Source organism: Arthrobacter sp. Z5-13, from assembly GCF_056499105.1.
Genome location: NZ_CP096460.1, coordinates 3,463,948 through 3,486,117, shown reverse-complemented (window position 1 = coordinate 3,486,117; position 22,170 = coordinate 3,463,948). Strand labels below are relative to the sequence as shown.

Annotated in this window: 18 protein-coding genes; 14 read left to right on the top strand and 4 right to left on the bottom strand. The window is 64.2% G+C overall.

The features are described from left to right. Positions 1 to 252: 252 nt before the first annotated feature. Positions 253 to 1,149, top strand: coding sequence for a diacylglycerol/lipid kinase family protein (locus M1E02_RS16250; RefSeq protein WP_479375245.1), 897 nt, complete (start codon positions 253 to 255; stop codon positions 1,147 to 1,149). Positions 1,150 to 1,233: 84 nt separating this feature from the next. Further along, the gene (locus M1E02_RS16245; RefSeq protein WP_479375244.1) at positions 1,234 to 2,013 is read left to right on the top strand and encodes a type 1 glutamine amidotransferase domain-containing protein; all 780 of its coding nucleotides are present in this window, start codon (positions 1,234 to 1,236) and stop codon (positions 2,011 to 2,013) included. Positions 2,014 to 2,172: 159 nt separating this feature from the next. On the opposite strand, the gene M1E02_RS16240 is transcribed toward M1E02_RS16245, so the two are convergent. After that, positions 2,173 to 3,198, bottom strand: coding sequence for a DUF808 domain-containing protein (locus M1E02_RS16240; protein WP_479375243.1), 1,026 nt, complete (start codon positions 3,196 to 3,198; stop codon positions 2,173 to 2,175). Positions 3,199 to 3,587: 389 nt separating this feature from the next. On the opposite strand from M1E02_RS16240, the gene M1E02_RS16235 reads away from it, so the two are divergent. Next, on the top strand, positions 3,588 to 4,661 hold the full coding sequence (locus M1E02_RS16235; protein ID WP_479378190.1) for a methyltransferase: 1,074 nt from the start codon (positions 3,588 to 3,590) through the stop codon (positions 4,659 to 4,661). Positions 4,662 to 4,670: 9 nt separating this feature from the next. On the opposite strand, the gene M1E02_RS16230 is transcribed toward M1E02_RS16235, so the two are convergent. Next, on the bottom strand, positions 4,671 to 5,639 hold the full coding sequence (locus M1E02_RS16230) for a lipid kinase (RefSeq protein ID WP_479375242.1): 969 nt from the start codon (positions 5,637 to 5,639) through the stop codon (positions 4,671 to 4,673). Between the two features lie 241 nt (positions 5,640 to 5,880). Here M1E02_RS16230 and M1E02_RS16225 point away from each other — a divergent pair, with 241 nt between their 5' ends. The 7 genes from M1E02_RS16225 (at position 5,881) to M1E02_RS16195 (ending at position 13,071) form a co-directional block, all read left to right on the top strand. Beyond that, a complete protein-coding gene (locus M1E02_RS16225) occupies positions 5,881 to 6,912 on the top strand; it encodes a LacI family DNA-binding transcriptional regulator (RefSeq protein WP_479375241.1) in 1,032 nt (343 codons plus the stop codon). Between the two features lies 1 nt (position 6,913). Further along, on the top strand, positions 6,914 to 8,455 hold the full coding sequence (locus M1E02_RS16220) for a sugar ABC transporter ATP-binding protein (RefSeq protein WP_479375240.1): 1,542 nt from the start codon (positions 6,914 to 6,916) through the stop codon (positions 8,453 to 8,455). A gap of 62 nt (positions 8,456 to 8,517) precedes the next feature. Then, on the top strand, positions 8,518 to 9,489 hold the full coding sequence (locus M1E02_RS16215) for an ABC transporter permease (protein WP_479375239.1): 972 nt from the start codon (positions 8,518 to 8,520) through the stop codon (positions 9,487 to 9,489). 61 nt (positions 9,490 to 9,550) lie between these two features. Continuing rightward, entirely contained in the window at positions 9,551 to 10,495 is a 945-nt protein-coding gene (locus M1E02_RS16210) for a substrate-binding domain-containing protein (protein ID WP_479375238.1), read from the top strand. Further along, positions 10,492 to 11,424: a ribokinase gene (locus tag M1E02_RS16205; protein WP_479375237.1), complete on the top strand. Its 933-nt coding sequence runs from the start codon at positions 10,492 to 10,494 to the stop codon at positions 11,422 to 11,424. The genes M1E02_RS16210 and M1E02_RS16205 overlap by 4 nt, the downstream gene beginning before the upstream one ends. Then, positions 11,421 to 11,804, top strand: coding sequence for a D-ribose pyranase (rbsD, locus tag M1E02_RS16200; protein WP_479375236.1), 384 nt, complete (start codon positions 11,421 to 11,423; stop codon positions 11,802 to 11,804). Before M1E02_RS16205 ends, rbsD begins: the two co-directional genes overlap by 4 nt. A 229-nt stretch (positions 11,805 to 12,033) precedes the next feature. Then, entirely contained in the window at positions 12,034 to 13,071 is a 1,038-nt protein-coding gene (locus M1E02_RS16195) for an alpha/beta hydrolase (protein ID WP_479375235.1), read from the top strand. 94 nt (positions 13,072 to 13,165) lie between these two features. On the opposite strand, the gene M1E02_RS16190 is transcribed toward M1E02_RS16195, so the two are convergent. Continuing rightward, positions 13,166 to 14,839 (bottom strand): thiamine pyrophosphate-binding protein, encoded by a 1,674-nt coding sequence (locus M1E02_RS16190; protein ID WP_479375234.1) that lies wholly within the window; start codon positions 14,837 to 14,839, stop codon positions 13,166 to 13,168. A 120-nt stretch (positions 14,840 to 14,959) separates the two neighbouring features. After that, positions 14,960 to 15,463, bottom strand: coding sequence for an Lrp/AsnC family transcriptional regulator (locus tag M1E02_RS16185; protein ID WP_479375233.1), 504 nt, complete (start codon positions 15,461 to 15,463; stop codon positions 14,960 to 14,962). A gap of 138 nt (positions 15,464 to 15,601) precedes the next feature. On the opposite strand from M1E02_RS16185, the gene M1E02_RS16180 reads away from it, so the two are divergent. From M1E02_RS16180 to betT, 4 genes are all read left to right on the top strand, one after another. Next, positions 15,602 to 16,186, top strand: coding sequence for a TetR/AcrR family transcriptional regulator (locus tag M1E02_RS16180; RefSeq protein ID WP_479375232.1), 585 nt, complete (start codon positions 15,602 to 15,604; stop codon positions 16,184 to 16,186). Between the two features lie 419 nt (positions 16,187 to 16,605). Next, positions 16,606 to 18,102: an aldehyde dehydrogenase family protein gene (locus tag M1E02_RS16175; protein WP_479378189.1), complete on the top strand. Its 1,497-nt coding sequence runs from the start codon at positions 16,606 to 16,608 to the stop codon at positions 18,100 to 18,102. After that, positions 18,103 to 19,743, top strand: coding sequence for a GMC family oxidoreductase (locus tag M1E02_RS16170; protein WP_479375231.1), 1,641 nt, complete (start codon positions 18,103 to 18,105; stop codon positions 19,741 to 19,743). Between the two features lie 224 nt (positions 19,744 to 19,967). Next, positions 19,968 to 22,100 carry a choline BCCT transporter BetT gene (betT, locus tag M1E02_RS16165; RefSeq protein WP_479375230.1) on the top strand — a complete coding sequence of 711 codons (2,133 nt, stop codon included), beginning with the start codon at positions 19,968 to 19,970 and terminating at the stop codon, positions 22,098 to 22,100. Positions 22,101 to 22,170 lie beyond the last annotated feature (70 nt).

The window sequence follows — 22,170 nt, the reverse complement described above, 5'->3', positions numbered from 1 at the left end:
AAGATGATCCTTCCTGAGGTGCCGGGCGGGTGCCCTGGGTGTCGATTGAGTCTAGTGCTGGCAAGAAGAAGCTGCTGTGGATGATCTTCATTCATGCCCGCAAGCCGGTCGATCAGCGTGCCGCGGAAAGCCGCTGATGCGATCCCCTCCCCGCCCAGTTTGTTGCACCTCAAACGGGGGGCACCCACGCATTGCACGTGCAGGCCCGGTTAGGCTGGACTCGACCGCAATCTGGACTCGGAGGATGGGCACATGGCTGATGAACTGGCACCTGCCACCCCGTTTGACCGCGTGGCCCTGATCTTCAATCCGGCCAAAGCCGGAATGGCTACGCGGATTGATGACTTGCAGCGTGACCTCGCCGCTGATCTGCCGGATCTGCGGATTGACCTGATGCCGACGGAGTATGCGGGGCACGCGCGTGATCTTGCACGGTCCGTGGCGGCGGGAGGAGCCCCGCTCATAGTCTCGGTCAGCGGCGACGGCGGGTACAACGAGGTGGTCAACGGGGTGATGGACGTTCCTGCCAGCAGGGCGGTGTGCACTGTGCTTCCTGCCGGCAACGCCAACGATCATCACAGGAGCATGACGGCGAGAACGTTGACGGATGGCATCCGCGAAGGCCGGGTCTATCGCATCGATTTACTGCGTATAACGTTCGGCGGAGCCCATCGCGGGGAGGTTCTATACGCCCACTCCTATTTAGGGTTCGGGCTTACTCCGTTGATGGCCATCGGAATCGAAAAAGGCGGAAAAGGGAAAATCCTCGAACTCCTCTCCGTCGCCCGGACCCTCGGTCATCTGAAGCCGTTTGAGCTCGTCAGGGCCGACGGCGCCACCGGCCGGTTCGACAGCCTGATCCTGGCTAACATCTCTCGGATGGCGAAGTACGGGACCGTCAGCGAGTCCAGCCACCCCGACGACGGCCAGTTCGAGGTGGTGACGTTGCCGCACTCCGGGCGCTGGAAGATGGCGCTGATGACCTTGCGGGCTGTCACTTTGGGGCTGGGGAATCAACCCAGCGTCAGCAGCTATGCCTTCACGACGCGGGACGCTGTTCCTTGCCAGATTGACGGCGAAGTGGTCCACGTACCCGCAGGCACCCATGTTCTGGTGGAAAGCGCCAAGGGCACCCTGGCCACTATCTGAGATTTTCCCAGAGGTGCGTCCGAGGTACTCAGGCTGCCCTAAGGCTGCAGGCGTAGGGTGGGACTCGGACGAAAGGAGCACTTCATGAAGAAAATCCTCATGGTACTGACCAGCGTTTCCGAGATTGGCGACACCGGAGAGAAGACCGGCTACAACGTAGCCGAGGCTGCACATCCTTGGAAGGTGTTCAAGGATTCCGGGCATTTCGTCGACTTTGCCTCCATCCAGGGCGGCCAGCCCCCGCGCGACGAGGTGGACTCGGGGGATCCGATCCAGGTCGCCTTTACGGAGGATGAGACTACGCGCGCCGGGCTCTATAACACTGCCCGCGCCGACGTCGTTGACCCCGAGCAGTACGACGCCGTCTTCCTCGTGGGAGGCCACGGCACTATGTGGGACTTCCCGGACAGCGAAGGCCTGCAAAATCTGGTGGCCAGCGTGTACAACGCCGGCGGTGTGGTGGGCGCGGTCTGCCATGGACCGGCCGGCCTGCTGAACGTGGAATTGGCCAACGGGCTTCGCCTCGTAGAAGGCAGGAAGGTGTCCGCCTTCACCAACGACGAAGAGGTTGCCGCAGGGAAGGACAAGGTCATCCCGTTCTTTTTGGCAGACCGGCTTGAGGAACAGGGCGCCACCCACGTCTCCGCTGACGTCTTCGAGGAGAAGGTGGTGGTTGACGAGCGCCTGGTGACTGGCCAGAACCCCGCCTCAGCCGCGGGCGTGGCCAAAGAGATGGAGAAGCTTCTGGCAGAGGTTATTCACCAGGAGAAAGCCGAAGAGCAGCACGAGGCGGAGGTTCTGCGTGCCGGGAAGGACGCCGAGAAGAGCGCCAAGAAGAAGGCTGCAGCAGAAGCCGAGCACTAATAACTGCAGCGCACTGACACCTGCAGCGCACTGAAACCGAAAGCGCTCTGAAACTGATGGCGCACTGAAACTGATGGCCACCCCGGCACTATGGGGTGGCCATCAGTTGTTGCGGGGCGTCATTGTTTCCCCCGGCGAATACGGGCTAAAAGCTACGGGCTAAGAGTCGGGATCCGCGTTCTCTTTCGTTGGCCTGTAGCCGGCAAGTTCGGCGCGGATGTCGCCCTCCTCGTGCCCGCCCTTCTTTTTGCCGAACGGCAGCACTTTGAGCAGCGGATGCACGATAGCCATGATGACCAGACCCCAGGCGAGCCCGATGACGGCCGAGCACAAGGTGTTTACGAGCCAGGCCAGGAAACCGCCAACCACGGCAATTTCTTCGAAAGGGTGCTCGAGGACATGGACTATGTCATACGGGCCGTGCCAGCCCAGATCGTATGCTCCCTGCAGCATGATGTGGCCGCCAACCCAAAGCATGGCGATGGTCCCGACGAAGGTTATGGCGGTCAGCACGGCGGGCATTCCCTTGACCAGCAGCTCGCCGGCGCGCTTGGAACCGGCGGAATCCTTTGCGGCCAGGTGCATCCCGATGTCGTCCATCTTGACGATGAGCGCGACGGCGCCGTAAACGGCCACCGTGATCACGATGGCAACAACCACCAGGATGACAGCACGGGACCAGATGGAATCACTCGCCACCTCGTTCATGGAGATGACCATGATCTCGCAGGACAGAATGAAGTCGGTGGTGATGGCGCCCTTGACTACCTTCGCCTCGGCCTCGGGGCCGCGTTCAACCGCCGGCGCATCTTCCTCCGCGGTGTGATGGCCGCGGAGCTTGTGCCAAACCTTCTCGGCACCCTCGTAGCAAAGGTACGTGCCGCCCAGCATGAGGATGAACGGGATGGCCCAGGGGATGAAGGCGCTGACGAGCAGCAGGGCCGGCAGGATGATCAGCAGTTTGTTCCGGAGTGAACCCCAGAAGATCCGCTTGATCATGGGCAGTTCGCGGGACGGGTCCGCCCCGGACACGTACTGCGGGGTGACGGCGGCGTCATCGATTACGACGCCGGCGGCCTTAACCCCGGCCTTGGCCGCTCCGGCAGCGACGTCGTCCACCGACGCAGCCGCTATGCGGGCAATGGCTGCGATGTCGTCCAGCAGGGCGACGAGACCGCCGCTCACAGGTCGTCCCCGTATGGCTTGGGGGCGGACGGCTGAGTGTGGTTGCCTCGGTCGAGGCGTGTAATCGGCATATTTGGAGTATATCGAGGGCGGGCAGGCCGGGGCGCGTGGCGGCCACACCACCCCGTATCCTGACAAGGTACGTTCAAGGGCTCCTACTGCCATCGACCAAGCTCCGTTAGCTACCGGATGAGGGCCGAAGCCTTGAACGTCGTCGAATCGCCGCTGCAACCGTCAGTCGCCGATCCAGCCCCGGACTTTTGGAATGGACCTTTATCTCTACTGACCCGCCAGCTTCCTGGGGAATCCCGACGCCGGACCCCAAGCCCGTCCGCACAGCTGAGGTGGATGAGCCCGCCGTCGTGACCTGGGTCGAGGCTGGTGCCAGCATGACCGCGCGATGGCGTTCGGCCAACGGCAGACCGGCGCCGACGCGCGTCGAAGTGGTCTCCGACTCGCTCACGGCCGGTGACGCATACCGGATGGCGTCACAGGGAATCGCCATGCTTTGGCACGGTGACTTCCACAACGCGCGGCAGATCCTCAACGCCCTGGACCGGCGGACGGGCGCCGGAAAGAAGATCGCAGGAACTCCGGCCGAGAAGTTCTATAAGCATCGGCAGTCCCGCTCGCATCGCGCGCGCATTCTCGGCCTGCTGCTGGTCCCCCTTGATCCGGGCCCGGTGGTGCCGCTGCGTCGCGCACCGGATATCCGGGAGGCTGCCGCGGAGGCGTACGGTGAAATCGACGAATCTTCCGTGGTGTCCCTGCATGAGCTTGTGGGGGCAATCGGAGCACACGAATGGCGTCGGAACGGGGTCTACGTGGATGCCCTGCAGGGCCGCATCCACCCGCACTATGGCACGTTCTTCCCCACCCGGAGCGAGTATGTGGATCTCGTGGCCGCCGCTCCGCTGCCCTCTGACATGCTGGCGTTCGACGTCGGAACCGGCACCGGGGTGCTCGCTGCCGTCCTGGCGCGCCGTGGTGTCAGCCGCGTGGTGGCGACGGACAACGAACCCCGGGCCATCGCCTGCGCCGCTGAGAATTTCCGGAACCTCGGTGTCCAGGACCGTGCCGAGGCCGTCCTGACTGACATGTTCCCACCAGGACGGGCACCGCTCATCGTGTGCAACCCGCCCTGGATTCCCGCCACGCCGCATTCCTCCCTGGACAACGCCGTCTACGACCCCGGGAGCAGGATGCTGTTCCGCTTCCTGAATGAACTCCGCGACCATCTGGAGCCCGGCGGCGAGGGCTGGCTTGTCCTCTCCGATCTGGCTGAGCGCCTTGGCCTGCGGTCACGTGAGGAATTGCTGACCGCCATCGAGGCGGGCGGGCTAAAGGTGGTGGAACGGCTGGACACCACGCCAACGCATCCGAAGGCATCGGACCGCGATGATCCCTTGTTCGAGGCGCGCACGGCCGAGGTCACGTCCTTGTGGAGGCTTGTTCCCCAATAGTCACAAGCTTCAGCCGTCGTGAATTACGGGCGGCCAGTTCCCGGCGCCGGGTCCGTCGAACAGCGCGCTGGTGCTGCTCTGAGGTACGACGACGTGGACGGCGTTGCGCTGGATGGTGAAGTCCGCGGGCGTGGAGGTGGCGATTTCGCCGTCGAGGTTCACTGGCAGCGGCTGCTCGGTGACCACCCGTACGCGTCGGGTGGTCAGGTGATGCACCCGGTCGTGTTTGATGAAGCTACCGTCCTTGAGTAGCCGCGCGATACTCACGTGCTCACGGAGCGGCCCCGCCAGGATGGCGTAGAGGTCCAGGGTGTGATCGTCGATTCCGGCCGTGGGGGAGACCGTGTTGCCGCCGCCGTAGTGCCGGCCGTTGCCGACGGCCACTTGAAGCAGGCTTTCGAGCTCCATCGGCTGATGGTCGCCGTCCGGGAACTCGAGACGGGCAGGGAACGCCTTGTGCCGGGCATAAGCGCTCAGGGTGGCTATGGCGTATGCCAGCGGCCCGATGTACCGCTTGAGGCGGGGGCTGAGAGCTTCGGTAACAGCTACGGAGAGGCCTACGGACGCGACGTTGAGGAACGGATGGCCGTTGGCCCGGCCGAGGTCGATGTCCACCACCTTCCCGTCTGCGATGGTGGCGCAGGCCTCGGCAAGGTTGTCCGGTATCTCCAGTGTGCGGGCGAAATCGTTGGCGGTGCCCAGTGGAAGAACGCCGAGCATGACGTCGGTTCCGGCAATGCGGCCGGCGGCGGAGGTCACCGTCCCGTCGCCTCCACCGACCACGATCAGGTCATGCCCGTCCGCAATCACCCGATCAAGCGTCCCGGCCAGTTCTGCCCCGGACAGCACCTGGTGCACGGCGGAGATCGGGACGCCTGCCTTCCGCATGGTGTCCACCGCAAGCTCGTGGGCCGCCCCTCGGCGTGATCCGGCGTTGATCACAACGGCGGCGGAGCGGGCGTCTCTGGCAGCTTTCATACGGGACATGCTAGGCGGTTGACCTATGAATTCCCTTAGCGCGGGGTTGGTCAGTACATAGTGCCCAGCCGGAGTTCCCGCCGTCCTGCACCAGTGGTCCAGGCGGATCCGGACCGGGAGCGCCAGGGCGGCTTCGTGACGGTTGACACAAATCCGAGCAGCTGTTTACACTTGTGGAAACGATTTCATGGAAACGATTCCATGAGCCCCACGCAACCAACCACACGAAGGAGTGTCTGCGATGACCGGTGTCACCATTAAGGATGTCGCAGCGCTGGCCGGGGTCTCTTTGGCCACGGCCTCACGGGTGCTGTCCGGACACCCCGCCACGTCCAGTGCGTCCCGGGAGCGGGTCACTGCGGCTGCCGAGCAACTGGACTTCCGGCCGAATGCCCAGGCCCGGAGCCTTCGCTCGGCCAAGACCAATGTGCTGGGCCTACTGGTGTCGGACGTGCGGAACCCGTTCTTTGCCGATCTGGCGCATGCGGTGGAACAGGCAGCCCTGAAAACCGGGTACGTCATTCTCCTCGGCAACGCCAATGAACTCGAGGACCAGCAGAACCGGTTCCTGGACACCTTGATAGACCAGCGTGTTGATGGCGTGATCGTGGCACCGCAAGGTGACGCGAAGGGTTCCATCAGTTCTCTGGTGAACCGCGGAATCCCCACAGTCTTTGTGGACCGAACCATCGACGGCGTTGACGTCCCCTGTGTGACCACGGACAGCCGCCCGGGAATCAGCCAGGCGGTCAGGCACCTCGCGGAGCAAGGACACCGGCGGATCGGCTACATCGCCGGGCCGCAGTCAATTTCTACGGGTCGGGAGCGTTACCGCGCATTCGAGGATGCCCTGCTGGAGACCGGACTTGATCAGGACCCGGCCCTGACGGTTTTCGGCGACTTCCAGCTTGAAAGCGGTGCTTTAGCCACCGAGCGGCTGCTCGAGCTCAAGGATCCACCCACGGCAATTCTCGCAGCCGACAGCCCCATGGCCGTCGGTGCCGTGGCAAAACTCCATGAACGCGGCGTCCTGATCGGACGGGACGTTGCCCTGGTGGCCTTTGACAACATCAATTGGTTTGCTCTGCTCAACCCGGCACTGAGCGTCGTTGCCCACAGCGTGGAGGACATGGGCCGGATAGCGGTGGATCTGCTGCTGAAAGTCATCGACGGCGAAGAACCCGAATCGGTGTCTTTGCCCAGCGAACTCATTGTCCGCGAGTCATCCTCACACCGCCATTCCGGTCCAGTGAAAACCCAGAGGAAGAATTGAAATGACCGATCGCTCCTCCAACCGCAACGCCGCAGAGCATTCCGGCGAGCCGCTTGTCACGCTGAAGAACATCAGCAAATCCTTTGGTCCCGTCAAGGTGATCAAGGACGTCACTGTTAACGTCTACCCGGGCAAAGTTCAAGTGCTCCTGGGCGAAAACGGCGCGGGAAAGTCAACGCTGATCAAGATCATGGCCGGGGTTTACCAGCCGGACAACGGTCAGATCCTCATCAACAACCAACCCGTCACTCTTCCAAATACCCGTGCGGCCGAGGCTCATGGGATCGCCACCATCCACCAGGAACTCAATCTGGTGGGCAGCATGAGTGTCGCCGAAAACATCATGCTGGGACGCACTCCCAAGAAATTCGGGATGGTGGACCGGCGTGAATTGAGGCGTCAGGCCAGGATGGCTTTGGACCGCATCGGACTCCGCGTGGACGTGGACACCCTGGTGGGGGAGCTCGGCATCGCACAGCAGCAGCTGGTGGAAATCGCGAAAGCACTGAGCATAAACGCCCGGGTGCTGATTCTGGACGAACCCACGGCAGCGCTCACCAAACATGAAACAGAAAACCTGTTCCGTGTAGTGGACGAACTCCGCGCGGAGAGCGTCGGCATGCTCTTCATCAGCCACCACCTTGAGGAAATTGCCGAAATCGGCGACTCCGTGTGTGTTTTGCGTGACGGCGAGTTCATCGCCGAAGTACCTGGATCCACCCATGAGGACGAGCTGGTCCGGCTTATGGTGGGCCGCAGCATCGACGATCAATTCCCTCGCCGCATCGTCGAGACAGAAAACCCCCAGACTGTCCTCGCTGTCGAGGGACTGGGTTCGAAGGGCCGCTTCAGCAACATTTCCTTCGACGTCAAAGCCGGCGAAATCCTGGGCATTGCCGGCCTGGTGGGGGCCGGGCGGACTGAAGTCATTCGTGCCATCGCCGGTGTGGACAGGCACGACGCCGGGACCGTCGTCGTGCGGGGCAAGAGACTGCCCAAGGGGGACGTGGGGGCAGCCATAGCCGCCGGCATCGGGCACGTCCCGGAAGACCGGAAGGTCCAAGGACTCGTGCTGGACGCCACGGTGAACGAAAACCTGGGTTACGCCACGCTGAAGTCCAGTTCCCGTCTGGGCCTGGCCGACTTCGCCGGTCAACGCCAAAAAGCGGAAGACATTGCCAGGAAGCTGCGCATCCGCATGCATAACATCGATCAGCCAATCCGATCCCTTTCGGGCGGTAACCAGCAAAAGGCCGTCTTTGGGCGCTGGATCATGGCTGCGTCTTCGGTGCTGCTGCTCGATGAACCCACCCGCGGCGTGGACGTTGGCGCCAAGGTGGAAATTTACGAACTGATGAACAAAATAACCGCCGCCGGCGGCGCCATCGTGATGGTCTCGAGCGAGCTACCTGAAGTCCTCGGCATGAGCGACCGGATTCTTGTGATGCGCGACGGCGAAGTGGCCGGGGTGCTCTCCGCAGCCGATGCCACCCAGGATGCCGTCATGACCCTGGCGGCCCGGGACCTGGATGAAGACCAATGAGAGCCCCGAATACCGAGACGACGACGTCACAGTCCCCATTGACCCAGACAAGGAACACCAACATGTCCACTGCAACCCTGACCCGGCCATCTCAGGGCATTGATGTCAGAAAGCTCCTGGCGAACAACGGCGCCTTGGTGGGCCTGCTGGTCCTGGCTCTGGCGCTGTTCATCATCACGCCCGATTTCCTTACCGGGCCGAACCTGCTCAACATCGGCATCCAGGTCTCCACCGTGGCCATCCTGGCCTTCGGTATGACCTTCGTGATCGTGGCTGGCGGCATTGACCTTTCGGTCGGCTCTGTGGCTGCCCTGAGCGCCATGGTCTCCGGCTACATGTTTGTCTCGTCCGGCTTGCCCGGGGGCCTGGCCCTGCTGGCAGGCCTGCTGACAGGTCTGGTGGTGGGAATCGTCAACGGTGTTGCCAGCGCCTACGGAAAACTGCCCTCCTTTATCGCCACCTTGGCCATGCTCAGCGTTGCCCGCGGCCTCACACTGGTCATCTCAGACGGCCGGCCCATCAAGACGCCACCGGAAGTTTCTTTCCTGGGCGGCAACATCGGGCCCGTCCCCACGCCAATCATCGTCCTGGTGATCGCGGCAGCTGTAGCCTCCTTTATCTTGAACCGGACCGTTATAGGCCGTTCAATGTACGCCGTTGGTGGCAACGCAGAGGCGGCACGGCTCTCAGGCCTGCCGGTCAAGCAGATTACCGTCACTGTTTTTGCCTTGGCAGGGCTCTTTGCCGCCCTGGCAGGCCTCCTGCTGGCTGGCCGGCTGGACTCTGCCCAGCCCCAGGCTGCGGCGGGCTATGAACTCGACGCCATTGCCGCCGTCGTGATCGGTGGGGCATCCCTGGCGGGCGGCCTCGGCCGGATCTCCGGCACGATCGTCGGTGCGCTGGTACTGGTGGTTATCCGCAACGGCCTGAATCTTCTCAACGTGACCTCCTTCTGGCAGCAAGTGGTGATCGGCGTCGTTATTGCTTTGGCTGTGGGCATGGACGTTCTTCGTCGAAAGACGCGTTCCAGCTAACGCTCCAACAGATTTCCCAACCCCAACTTCTTTTCCAAACCCCAAACCAAAGGACAGAACAATGAAGCTCTCCCTCCAGCGTGCCCTGGCACTGACCGCCGTCGGCGGCCTCCTGCTTTCCGGAGCCACGGCTTGCAACCGCGGTACAGATTCAGCCGCAGCCAGCAATCCCAAAGTGGTTCTGGCGCTTTCCACCCTGAACAACCCCTTCTTCGTCGAGGTCCGCGACGGCGCCCTGGCCGCCGCCAAGACCGCAAACATCCAGCTGGATGTGGTGGACGCACAGAATGATTCCGCAACCCAGGCCAATCAGCTTGCGAACGCCCAGACTTCGGGCGCCAAGGCCGTGATCGTCAACCCGGTCGATTCTGATGCAGCGTCAGCCTCAGTGGCAGCCTTGACCAAGGCAAGCATTCCGGTGGTTGGCGTGGACCGCACGGTCAACAACGCCACCCTGAACTCTCTGGTGGCCAGCGACAACGTTGCCGGCGGCAAGCAGGCTGCGGAGGAACTCGCTGCAGCGCTGGGCAAGCAGGGCACTGTGATCGTACTTCAGGGCGTAGCCGGAACCTCCGCCAGCCGGGACAGGGGCGCCGGTTTCGCAGAGGGCATGAAGGCCTTCCCTGACATCAAGATTGTGGCCAAGCAGACCGCCAACTTCGATCGGGCAGCCGCATTGGATGTCACCACTAACCTGCTCCAGGCCAATCCCGGTGTCACAGGAGTCTTCGCTGAAAACGACGAGATGGCCTTGGGCGCAGTACAGGCTTTGGGCGCTAAGGCCGGCAAGGACGTCAAGGTCGTAGGATTTGACGGAACTACTGACGGGATTGCCGCCATCAAAGCCGGCACCCTGGTGGCGTCCATCGCGCAGCAGCCGGCCAAGCTGGGTCAGCTGGCTGTCGAACAGGCCGCCAAGGTCCTCAAGGGTGAGAAGATCGACGCCACGGTCCCGGTCTCAGTCGTCACCGTGAACAAGACCAACATCGGAGACTTCAGCAAGTGACAGAACAGCAAGGGCCCGGCGGAAAAGTCGCTGTAGTTGGCTCCATCAACTTGGATGAGGTAGTGCGCCTGACGCGTCACCCGTTGCCGGGGGAGACGCTGCTCGGCAGCTCCATCACACTGCTTCCAGGAGGGAAGGGAGCCAACCAGGCCCTTGCTGCGGCTCAATGCGGCGCAACTGTAAGCCTGGTGGGTGCGGTGGGCAACGATCCGAACGCCGCGCTGGCCACGGCACTTCTGAAAACCTCGGGGGTGGACCTCGGCGCCGTCAGGACTGTGGACGGACCCACGGGGGTGGCTGTCATTTGCGTCGCGGATGGCGGTGAAAACACCATCGTTGTCATCCCCGGGGCCAACTCCTCGATGAACGCCGAGGCGGTGGAGTCGGCTGCTGCCCGGATTACCGAAGCGGCCGTGGTGGTTCTGCAGGGTGAAATTCCTGCCGAGGGGATCGCTGCGGCGGCCAGCCTTGCAACCGGGCGGGTTTTGCTGAATCTCGCCCCGGTGGTCGCCGTCGACCCCGCGGTTATCCGTGGGGCGAACCCGCTGGTGGTCAACGAGCACGAGGGAGCCCTGGTGCTTGCACAGCTGGACCCGCTTGCCCCGGTGCCGGCAGATGACGAGGCCCTGGTCCTCTCTCTGCGGGCACAGGGGATCCCGTCTGTGGTCCTCACCCGGGGCGCGGACGGCGCCATCTGCGCGGACGCTGCGGGCACGTATCTGGTACCGGCCCCAAGGGTCCAGGCAGTGGATACCTCGGGCGCCGGCGATGCCTTTGTGGGCGCTTTGAGTAGGGGTCTTGCCGCTGGCGAGTCGCTTCTTGAGGCGTCCAGGTTTGCTGTCCGGGTTGGTGCTTTCGCGGTGCAAGGGCATGGAACCCAGCCGTCTTATCCCACCCTGGGCGATGTTCTGCCTGAGGTGAATCCGTGAAGCGGCACGGGATTCTCCACGCCGAGCTCAATGCTGCCCTGAGCCGGCTGGGCCATGGCGACCTCGTGCTGCTGGCCGATTGCGGCATGCCCGCCCCTCGCGGAGTCCCTGTGGTTGACCTGGCCCTGGTCCAAGGCATACCGCGGTTTGCCGAGGTTCTGGAGGCGCTGGTGGGGGACCTGGTGTTCGAAAGTGCCACGCTGGCGAAGGAAGCAACTGGCGCGGACACCGAAGGTTGGGTAGGCAGCCGCATCGGGCAGCTGAGCTACGTCAGTCATGAGGAGCTTAAAGCCATGTCGGGGTCTGCCAGGCTGTTCATCCGGACAGGGGAAGCCACACCCTATGCCAATGCGCTGTTGACCTGCGGGGTCGCTTTCTAGCCATCCTCCGGAGAACGTCTGCCACCTGAAGGGAAGGCTTGGGATCGCTTCTGCCGGCGGGCGCCGTCGTAGATTACGACGGCGGCCCGCTAGGGAACGGGACTCACGGAAGCCCTGTGCTGGATCTAGCCGGTTTGCTCACCATCTCCGGTGTCCTCCCACATGACATCCAGATTGTGGAAGATCACAGGTCCATCGCACAGTGCCGCCATTTTGGCAGCGAACTCCGATGTTTCCGGCCGGCCGGAATTCTCCATCGCGGAGTCAAAGGAATCGAAGTCACAAACCCGGCCATGACGGCTCCTCGACGGCGGTGGACACTGATGCAGCTCACGGTAGTCCTCATGGCGGGTGGTGCAAAGGGGGAGAAGGCTCCCCACGCGGCCGCCGGGCGATTGACGCTATGGTCGAGTGCATGGCGGTGTCCTTCAGTGGTGTGAATGAACTAACCGTGTGCGGTTCAGTGACCGGGCCACACGGTCTAGTCCCGATCCGCTGGTACCACCCAGCAGTCGAGAGTCCGGAGACAACACAGGTTCCGACGATCGTCTGGGCGCATGGCGGAGGTTTCTTTGCTGGCGGTCTTGATCAGCCTGAAGCACACGATGTTGCCTGGGCATTTGCTCAACGAGGGCTCCCGGTCGTCACGGTCGACTACCGCCTTGCCCCGCTTCCCGGGCTGCCCTGGGTCGGCAGAGGAGGAGGGCGACCCCGAGGACGGTTTCCCCTCCCGGTGGAGGACATCTTGACAGTGTTTCGAAGTGTCAGCAGCCAGTCCGCAGGAGGGGTGGTTCTTGGCGGTGCAAGCGCCGGGGCATGCCTTGCGTCAGCAGCGGCGCTCCGGGCCCTCGATATGGATTTGGCACCAAGAGGCGTCGTCCTTGCCTACGGCTTTTTCCACTCGTCGCACCCTCGGTCGCGCGAGATCCAGCTACGGGTACGTGACCACCGCCGGCTGACACACTCCCGGTGGCTCCTGAATACAGTGAACCGCAACTATGCGGGCTCCCGGGCCGCGCTGACCGATCGCTACGCGTTCCCGGGAGGCCATGACCTCGACGGGTTCCCCCCGACCCTGATGATCAATGCCGACCTCGATGCCATGCGCGCATCCGGTGATCAATTCGCCACCGAACTGCTGAGCGCGGGCGCCGACGTCGAGCAGCACACTGTACCCGGGACCTGCCACGCATTCCTGAACAGACCGCACCTGGACGCCTTCACAACAGCGATTGACCTCATGGCCTCATGGTCTGTGACCTGCTGACTCAATCATGGATTGGAGTCCTGGCTGCTTCCCACCCGTCCAGCTCATGGCCGGCAGTAGAATCCCGCCGCGCGTTTGCGGCGGCCAGGATTGCTTAGCCCGCCACCGCCGCCTTCGCCGCCTGCTGGGCCTCCATCCACTCGCTCAGCCATGGGGCCCGGACGCTCGCTGTGATCCGGCAGTCGGCCACGAAGGTTCCCTTGGCGCCGGCGCCGATCCACTTCTGAAGCGCGGAAAGGTCCGCCAGCGAGCGGATGATCGCCGACTCGGCACCGAGCGCGCGGGCGACGCCGCTGAAGTCCACCTCGGGGATCAGCATGGGCTTCTCGGTGAGGCCCTGGGAGCCGTACTGATGGATTTCGGCTCCGTAGGCGGCATCGTTGTAGATCACGACGACGGCGCTGCTCGCCACCCCGATCAGCGATTCGAGGTCGGACAGGCCCATCAGGAAACCGCCGTCGCCGGAGGCCAGCACCAGAGTGCGGCCGTCCTCGAGTGCGCGGGCTGCCCCAACGGCGCTCGCAAGGCCCAGCCCGATGGTCTGGTAGGCGGTCCCCACCATCACCAGGTCCTGGGGCCGCGGGATGCGCCAGTACATGGGTGCCCAACCGAGGAAGTGCCCTCCGTCCTGAACCACCGTGCGGCGCTCCGGCAGCACGGCATCGAGTGCCGTGGCGAGGGCGCGCGGGTCAAGCCGGCCGTCCGGAGTCTCGTCGGAACCGGGGTGATGGGCCGCTCCGTCGGCGAGACGCGTGCGGGCTTCCGCACGCCAGGCTTCTGCGCGGCTGGTGTCCGGCGAGGCCGGGCTATCCAGCAGCCGGAGGATTTGTCCCGCAGCTGTCTTCGCATCCGCGCGGACGAAGGTATCCACCCGGGGGTGCGTCGGCTGCAGGGCGGTGTCGATCTGGATGACAGTGCTGTCCGGGCCAAGGAGGTGCCCGAACCGCATGGTGAATTGGCTCAGGCTCGCCCCTGCCACCAGCACCACATCGGCCTCACCCATGAGCCCGGCAGCGGTATCCGTGCCGAAGCCGCCCGCGACGCCGAGGTATCCCTCGCCCTGGAGGAGGTTGAGCGCCAGGGCGGTTCCGGCGGTCAGTGCGCCCAGACGGTCGGCGAGCTCCCCAAGTTCCGGGCCCGCTCCGGCCAGATGGGCACCGCGGCCGGCCAGGATCAACGGCCGCTTCGCCCCGGCGAGCAGGCGCGCTACCCGCACAAGGCCGCCGTCGACGTCGTCACTCACCATCGGCGTCAGCGGCGCTGGAAGGTTCTCTTCGGCAGCCTCGAGTGCCACGAGGTCGTAGGGAATGGCAATCACGACGGCGGTGCGCTTGGTGAGCGCGTACTCCACCGCCTGCTGGGTGATGGAGCCCGCGGCTTCGCGCGTGACGGTGAAAGTGGCCGCTCCGAGGCCCGCGGCAATTGCCGCCTGGTCCACGTCCCAGGGCCGGGCGCCGCTGCTCGGGGCGTCCCCGGTAACCAGCACCACAGGGGTTTGTGCCTGGACCGCCTCTGCGAGGGCGGTGAGCGCATTGGTGTAGCCGGGACCGTAGGTGGTGGTGCCTGCAGCGAGACGTCCTGACGCCCGGTAGTAGGCATCGGCCGCGGCGATGGCGGCGCCTTCATGACGGACCGCGGAGAAGCGGAGACCCAGCTTTTCGGCGGCGTCCAGGAAGTAGACGTTTCCGTTGCCCATAACGCCGAAGACGTCACTGAGATAGCTGCTGAGAACCTGCGCCACGCGGCCGGAGACGGTAAGTGAAGTCATGCAGGAATCTTGTGCGCTGGTTCACAGAGATGCAAGAGAGTTGGTTTTGATAGGGACAATTGGCAGAAGAGCACCAGCAAGAGTGAAAATATGCCCACTTGTGGCGTGTGTCACCCGCGCTTAGTCGGAAGGCTTGGATTCCTGCTTCGAGAGCCGGCTCAGGAGGCCGTCATAGCGGGGCGGCATGAGTTCCAGGATGGAAATGGCCGTGCTGGTCCGTTCGATCCCGTCGATTTCAAGGATCTGGTTGGTGACGCGGTAGAGATCGGCAGTGCCCTGCGCCACCACCTTGGCCATGAGGTCCGCGTCGCCGGTGGTGGCGTGCACCTCGATGACCTCCGGGATGGCGGCGAGCCCGTCTTCCACCGAGCCTGTCCGGGTCTGGCTGATGGACAGTGAGAGGAAGGCCATCAGGTCATATCCCAGCCCGGCGGGATCCAGCCGGCGGCTGAAGGAGCGGAGTGCTCCGCTGCGCTCAAGTCTTGCCAGCCGGGCGTGGACGGTGTTCCGTGCGACGCCGAGTGTCCGGGAGAGTGCCAAGGCGCTGGCTTCGGGATCCTTGTCCAAGGCCAGGATGATTCTGCCATCGAGGGAATCCAGGGTGCGGAGGTTCGGGGTGGTCATATTTTCACCATTGAAAGTAGAAGTTGAGCAGAAGTCCCAATGGGTAGAGCGTATCTTGCAATGTGTGGCAGGTCACTTCCGTGGTCGATCATGTGAAAGCGAGATGCACGCATCCAGGTTTCCCCATAGTCTGGCCGGGTGGATACAAGCAGCGTGAAGTCCGGGGGACAGGTTGACAGGCAGTCGCGCATTCTCGAGGCGGCGCTGGATCTGCTGTCGCGCCACGGCATCTCTGGTGTCAATATGCGCGCCGTGGCGCGCGAAGCCGGCGTGGCACTGGGGCTTGTGAATTACTACTACGAAGACAAGTCAAGCCTGGTCCGTGCGGCCTTGCAGCGAATCGACGAGCATGACCTGAGGCTGGTGGAGCCCGACCCGGCGTCACCCCCGGACGAACAGCTCCGCAAGGCCCTCCGGCGCGTCGCGGGCCCGGAACTCCTGACCACGCGATATCTCTCCCTGCGTCTCCACCTGTGGGCTCTAGCGCAGGCCCATGAAGACTTTGCACAGATCAACGCGGCGGCGTTCGAGCGGTATCTCGATGGGCTCGCGACGCTGATAGGGAATGCCAATCCCGAGCTTTCCCGCGATGTCTGCAGAGAGCGGGCGGCCGACATTGTCGTCGTACAGAACGGCATGTGGCTGACAGCGCTCCTTGGCATAGACAAGGCATCCATCCAGAGAAGCATCGCCCGCACGGAGCAGATCGCCTTCGCCGCTTAGCGGGAAAACGGGCACGGCCCCGGGAGTCCGGAGGCCCACCTCATCCGGCGGCAGCGCCCTTGTGTCCGCTGTTGGACTCCCCATTATTGAACATTTGTTCAACAGGAGTATTGAACACTTGTTCAAGATGCACTACGCTGGCTCATATGACCCAAGCCACACCAGTCAACGACGGGCGGCGGCCCGGGAGACCTCACTAACCGCAGCGGGTGGCGGGAATTACTAGCGGACCGAGCGGTCCCCGCTTGAGGGCAGCCAAGGCTGCTACCGCATGGCTACTGCACCGGCACCGTGACGCCCCACGCTGCAGCACGGTTCCGGATATGTCCCGCATCAGGCGGACCGGGAGACCGACTACAAGACCGTCGACGAGCCCGTCGCTGTACTACTCCAGTCGCCGTACTACTCAAGGAGACACCATGACCGATACCGCATCCACCCTGTTCATCAACGGCTCGTGGGAGCCTGCCGCGTCCGGCGCGGTGCGCGAAATCCGCAACCCGGCCGACGGCGAACTGGTTGCCACGGTGTCCGAGGCCGGCCGGGAAGATGCCGAGCGCGCCATCGCTGCGGCCCGTGCGGCCTTCGACTCCGGCGTCTGGGCTTCGGTCCCGGCACCCGAGCGTGGCGCCTTCCTGCTCAAGGTCGCCGCGGAATTGCGCGAACGCCGCGAGAAATTCGCCCGCGCCGAATCGCTGGACACCGGGAAGCGCATCATCGAAAGCCGGATCGACGTAGACGACATCGCCGCCTGCTTCGAATATTTCGGAAGGCTCGCCGGGCAGCAGTCCGGTCGCGTGGTCGACGCCGGGGACCCCGCCGTCGTCAGCAGGATAGTCTACGAGCCCGTGGGTGTCTGCGGCTTGATCACCCCGTGGAACTACCCCCTGCTCCAGGCTGCGTGGAAGATCGCGCCCGCGCTGGCCGCCGGCTGCACCTTCGTCCTCAAGCCCTCCGAGCTGACCCCGTCCACCGCCATCCTGGCCATGCAGCTGCTTCAGGACCTGGGCCTGCCCGACGGCGTCGCCAACCTCGTCACCGGCCCCGGTGCAGAGGCAGGCGCACCGCTCTCGGAACACCCCGGCGTCGACCTGGTTTCTTTTACCGGCGGGCTGGAGACCGGCAAGCGCATTGCCGCGGCCGCCGCCGGCACCGTGAAGAAGGTGGCGCTGGAGCTTGGCGGCAAGAACCCCAACGTGGTGTTTGCCGACGTGGACTTCGACGCCGCCGTCGACAATGCGTTGAACGGGGCGTTTGTGCACTCCGGGCAGGTCTGCTCCGCGGGGGCGCGTCTGGTGGTCGAGGAATCGATCGCCGAGCGCTTCGTTGACGAGCTGGTCCGCCGCGCCCAGGGCATCCGCCTCGGCGGCCCGTTCGACGAGGCCGCCGAAACCGGGCCGCTGATTTCCTCGGCCCACCGGGAAAAGGTCAACGCCTACGTCCAACGCGGAGTGGAGGAGGGTGCGCGGCTGCGGTGCGGCGGCGCTGCGCCTGTTGGGGAGACGTACGACGCCGGTTTCTACTACCAGCCAACCATCCTGGACCGCGTGCGCAAGGGAATGTCCGTCGTCGTGGACGAAGCCTTCGGCCCTGTAGTGACCGTCGAGACCTTCCGCACCGAAGACGAGGCGGTGGCCACCGCTAACGACACCATCTACGGGCTGGCCGGGGCGGTCTGGACCCAGGACGCCGGAAAGGCACAGCGTGTGGCCGCCCGGCTGCGGCACGGCACAGTCTGGATCAACGACTACCATCCCTACCTCCCGCAGGCCGAGTGGGGTGGCTTCGGCCAGTCCGGCGTCGGACGCGAGCTCGGCCCCACGGGCCTGGCCGAATACCAGGAAGCCAAGCACATCTACCAGAACACCGGCCCTCAGGTGACCGGATGGTTCGCTGACCACGGCAAGGAGAACTAGATGCACATCGACAACGTCGAAAACCTCAACGACCGTGAGTTCGACTACATCGTCATCGGAGGCGGATCCGCCGGAGCTGCAGTCGCGGCCCGGTTGAGCGAAGACCGGGCCGTGTCCGTGGCGCTGGTGGAGGCCGGCCCGGACGACCGCGGCGTGCCCGAGGTACTGCAGCTTGACCGCTGGATGGAGCTGCTGGAATCCGGCTACGACTGGGACTACCCGGTGGAACCGCAGGAGAACGGCAACTCCTTTATGCGCCACGCCCGTGCCAGAATCATGGGTGGCTGCTCCAGCCACAACTCCTGTATCGCCTTCTGGGCCCCCCGTGAAGACCTGGACGAGTGGGAGTCCAAGTACGGCGCCACCGGCTGGAACGCTGAGGCGGCCTGGCCGCTGTACCAGCGGCTGGAGACCAACGAGGATGCCGGTCCGGAGGCGCCGCACCACGGCGACTCAGGCCCCGTGCACCTGATGAATGTGCCCCCGGCGGACCCCGCCGGCGTCGCGCTCCTGGATGCCTGCGAACAGGCCGGCATTCCGCGCGCGAAGTTCAACACCGGCACCACCGTTATCAACGGCGCCAACTTTTTCCAGATCAACCGCCGCGCGGACGGCACCCGTTCCTCCAGTTCGGTCTCCTACATCCACCCGATCATCGAGCGGGAGAACTTCACACTCCTGACCGGCCTGCGCGCCCGCCGACTGGTGTTCGATGCGGACAAGCGCTGCACCGGAGTCGACGTCGTGGACTCGGCGTTCGGCCGGACCCACCGGCTCTCCGCGCGCTGCGAGGTGGTCCTGTCCACCGGCGCCATCGACTCGCCCAAGCTGCTCATGCTCTCCGGCATCGGCCCGGCCGCGCACCTCGCCGGGCACGGCATCGAGGTCCTGGTCGACTCCCCAGGCGTCGGCGAGCACCTGCAGGACCACCCCGAAGGCGTTGTGCAGTTCGAGGCCAAGCAGCCGATGGTGCAGACTTCGACGCAGTGGTGGGAGATCGGCATCTTCACCCCCACCGAGGAGGGCCTGGACCGCCCGGACCTGATGATGCACTACGGCTCCGTCCCGTTCGACATGAACACCCTGCGGTACGGCTATCCGACCACGGAGAACGGCTTCAGCCTCACCCCAAACGTCACGCATGCCCGCTCCCACGGCACGGTCCGGCTGCGGAGCCGGGACTTCCGCGACAAGCCGATGGTGGATCCGCGGTACTTCACGGATCCGGAGGGCCATGACATGCGCGTTATGGTCGCCGGTATCCGCAAGGCCCGTGAAATCGCCGCCCAGCCTGCCATGGCCGAATGGGCCGGCCGCGAGCTCTCGCCCGGCATTGAGGCGCAGACCGACGAGGAACTGCAGGACTACATCCGCAAGACGCACAACACCGTCTACCACCCCGTCGGTACCGTCCGCATGGGTCCAGCGCACGATGACATGTCGCCGTTGGACCCCGAGCTGCGGGTCAAGGGAGTCACCGGCCTGCGCGTCGCCGACGCCTCCGTGATGCCTGAACACGTAACGGTCAACCCCAACATCACCGTCATGATGATCGGAGAGCGCTGCGCTGACCTTATCCGCGCCAGCCGGACCGGCGAAACAACGACGGGGGAGGCGGTACTCAGCGCGTCACTATCTTGAACATTTGTTCATTACAAGTCTTGAACACTTGTTCAACCTGAACTAGTGTCCTCATATGACCTACGCCACACCCAGCGGAGTCGCTTCGGCTCCTCTCACGGGGGAACCTGCGCAGGCACAGCCAGACTAGGCAAAAACACTTGGGGGAAGCGGCCGGGGCCCACAATTACTGCCCTGCCGTTGATTTCACCCGCGTCCAATGGCGCCACAATGAGAGGGACGATATGAGTCAGATAGCCGACGCTCCGCCCGTAACAGTTACTGGAGGCGGTGACACGACCCCCGAGGCTCGAACCCGCGTCAATTGGACCGTCTTCATCGGATCGGCCACCGGGATCCTCGCTATCGCCATCTGGGCCATCAGCGATGCAGCAGGCGCCGAGGCCCTGATCGGGTCCATGGTCACCTGGGTATCCACCAACATGGGGTGGTACTACTTCCTGATCGTTACCGCCGTGGTGGTGTTCGTCCTGGTCCTCGCCCTGACCCGGGTGGGCAAAACGAAGCTCGGCCCGGACCATTCGAAGCCGCAGTTCAGCATGTTCACCTGGGCGTCGATGCTCTTCGCAGCGGGCATCGGCATCGACCTGATGTTCTTCTCGGTCTCCGAGCCCGTGACCCAGTACCTGGCTCCCCCGCAGGGTGATGGCAGCACCATCGAGGCCGCCCGGCATGCCATGGTCCTCACCCTGTTCCATTACGGGATCACGGGCTGGGCCCTGTATGCGCTCATGGGACTGGCCCTGGGCTACTTCGCCTACCGGCACAATCTGCCCCTGAGTATCCGCAGCGCGCTGTACCCCATCTTCGGCAAGAAAATCAACGGTCCGCTCGGTGACGGTGTGGACATCGCAGCCCTCCTCGGGACCATCTTCGGCATCGCCACCTCCCTGGGCATCGGCGTCGTGCAGCTTAACTACGGGCTCAGCCTCATGTTCGGATTGCCTGAGAATGTCGCCGTGCAGATCGGCCTGATCGTCGTTGCCGTTGTCATGGCCACTGCGTCCGTGCTCTCCGGCGTCGAAAAGGGAATCCGCCGGCTCGCCGAGCTGAACGTGATCCTCGCCCTCGCCCTCATGGTGTTCATCCTCCTGACCGGCAAGACCAGCTTCCTGCTGGACGGGATCATCCAGAACACCGGCGACGTGCTCAGCCGGTTCCCGGCCATGACGCTGGACACCTTCGCCTATGACCGGCCCGGTGACTGGATGCAGGGCTGGACGCTCTTCTTCTGGGCATGGTGGATTGCCTGGGCTCCCTTCGTAGGGCTCTTCCTGGCGCGCATCTCCCGCGGCCGCACCATCCGACAGTTTGTGCTGGGCACGCTCATGGTCCCCTTCGCGTTCATCCTGTTGTTCATCACGATCTTCGGCAACAGCGCCCTCGACATCGTGATGAACGGTAATGCTGCCTTCGGGGAGACGGCGATGGCCCAGCCGGAGCGGGCGTTCTACGGCCTCCTCGAGCAGTACCCCGCGGCGCCGCTGATCATCGGCGTGGCCACCTTCACAGGGCTGCTCTTCTACGTCACCTCCGCCGATTCAGGTGCCCTCGTTATGGCCAACTTCACCAGCCACCTGAAGGACGCCGACGCCGACGGACCCAAGTGGCTGCGCGTCTTTTGGGCCCTGGTGACCGGACTCCTGACCCTCGCCATGCTGACCGTCGGCGGTGTGACAACTCTGCAGAACGCGACGATCATCATGGGTCTGCCGCTCTCGATCCTGCTGCTGTTCATCATGCTGGGCCTCTACAAGGCCCTGCGCGTGGAGAACGCGCTGGCGGACAGCTACCGCGCGAGCCTGCCGGGAATCATCTCCGGCCACAGCGCGGACGGACCGTCGTCGCGTACCTGGCGGCAGCGACTCAACCGTGCCATGACCTACCCGGGGCCGAAGCAGGCGAACCGCTTCGTGGACACCGTGGCGCTGCCCGCGTTGCAGGAGGTGCACGACGAGTTGAAGGCGCAGGATGCCAACGTGAGCCTGACGACCGGCATCATCGAGACCTGCGGCATCCGTCACGTCGACTTGCTGGTGAAGCTCTGCGACGAGCGCCCGTTCAAATATCAGATCTACCCGGTCCAGTACGACACCCCGTCCTACGCGCCCGGAAATGCCGGGCTCGAACCGAAGTACTACCGGATGGAGGTCTTCTCCCTCGAGGGGAGCCACAGCTACGACCTCGCCGGCTACAGCAAGGAACAGGTCATCACCGATGTCCTGGACCACTACGAAACCCACCTCGAATTCCTGCACCTGAACCGGGCGGTGCCTGGTACCACAGCCGTCACCAAGGACCAGGCGGCCAAGGACAACTGGGAATCCGACTTCGTGCATCAGGAGGAGACAAAGTGACACGACGGCGGGAGGTCAGCAGGGGCCGGCAGTAGCCTGTGCTGCTGTCGAGGGAATGCACTGTGCGAGG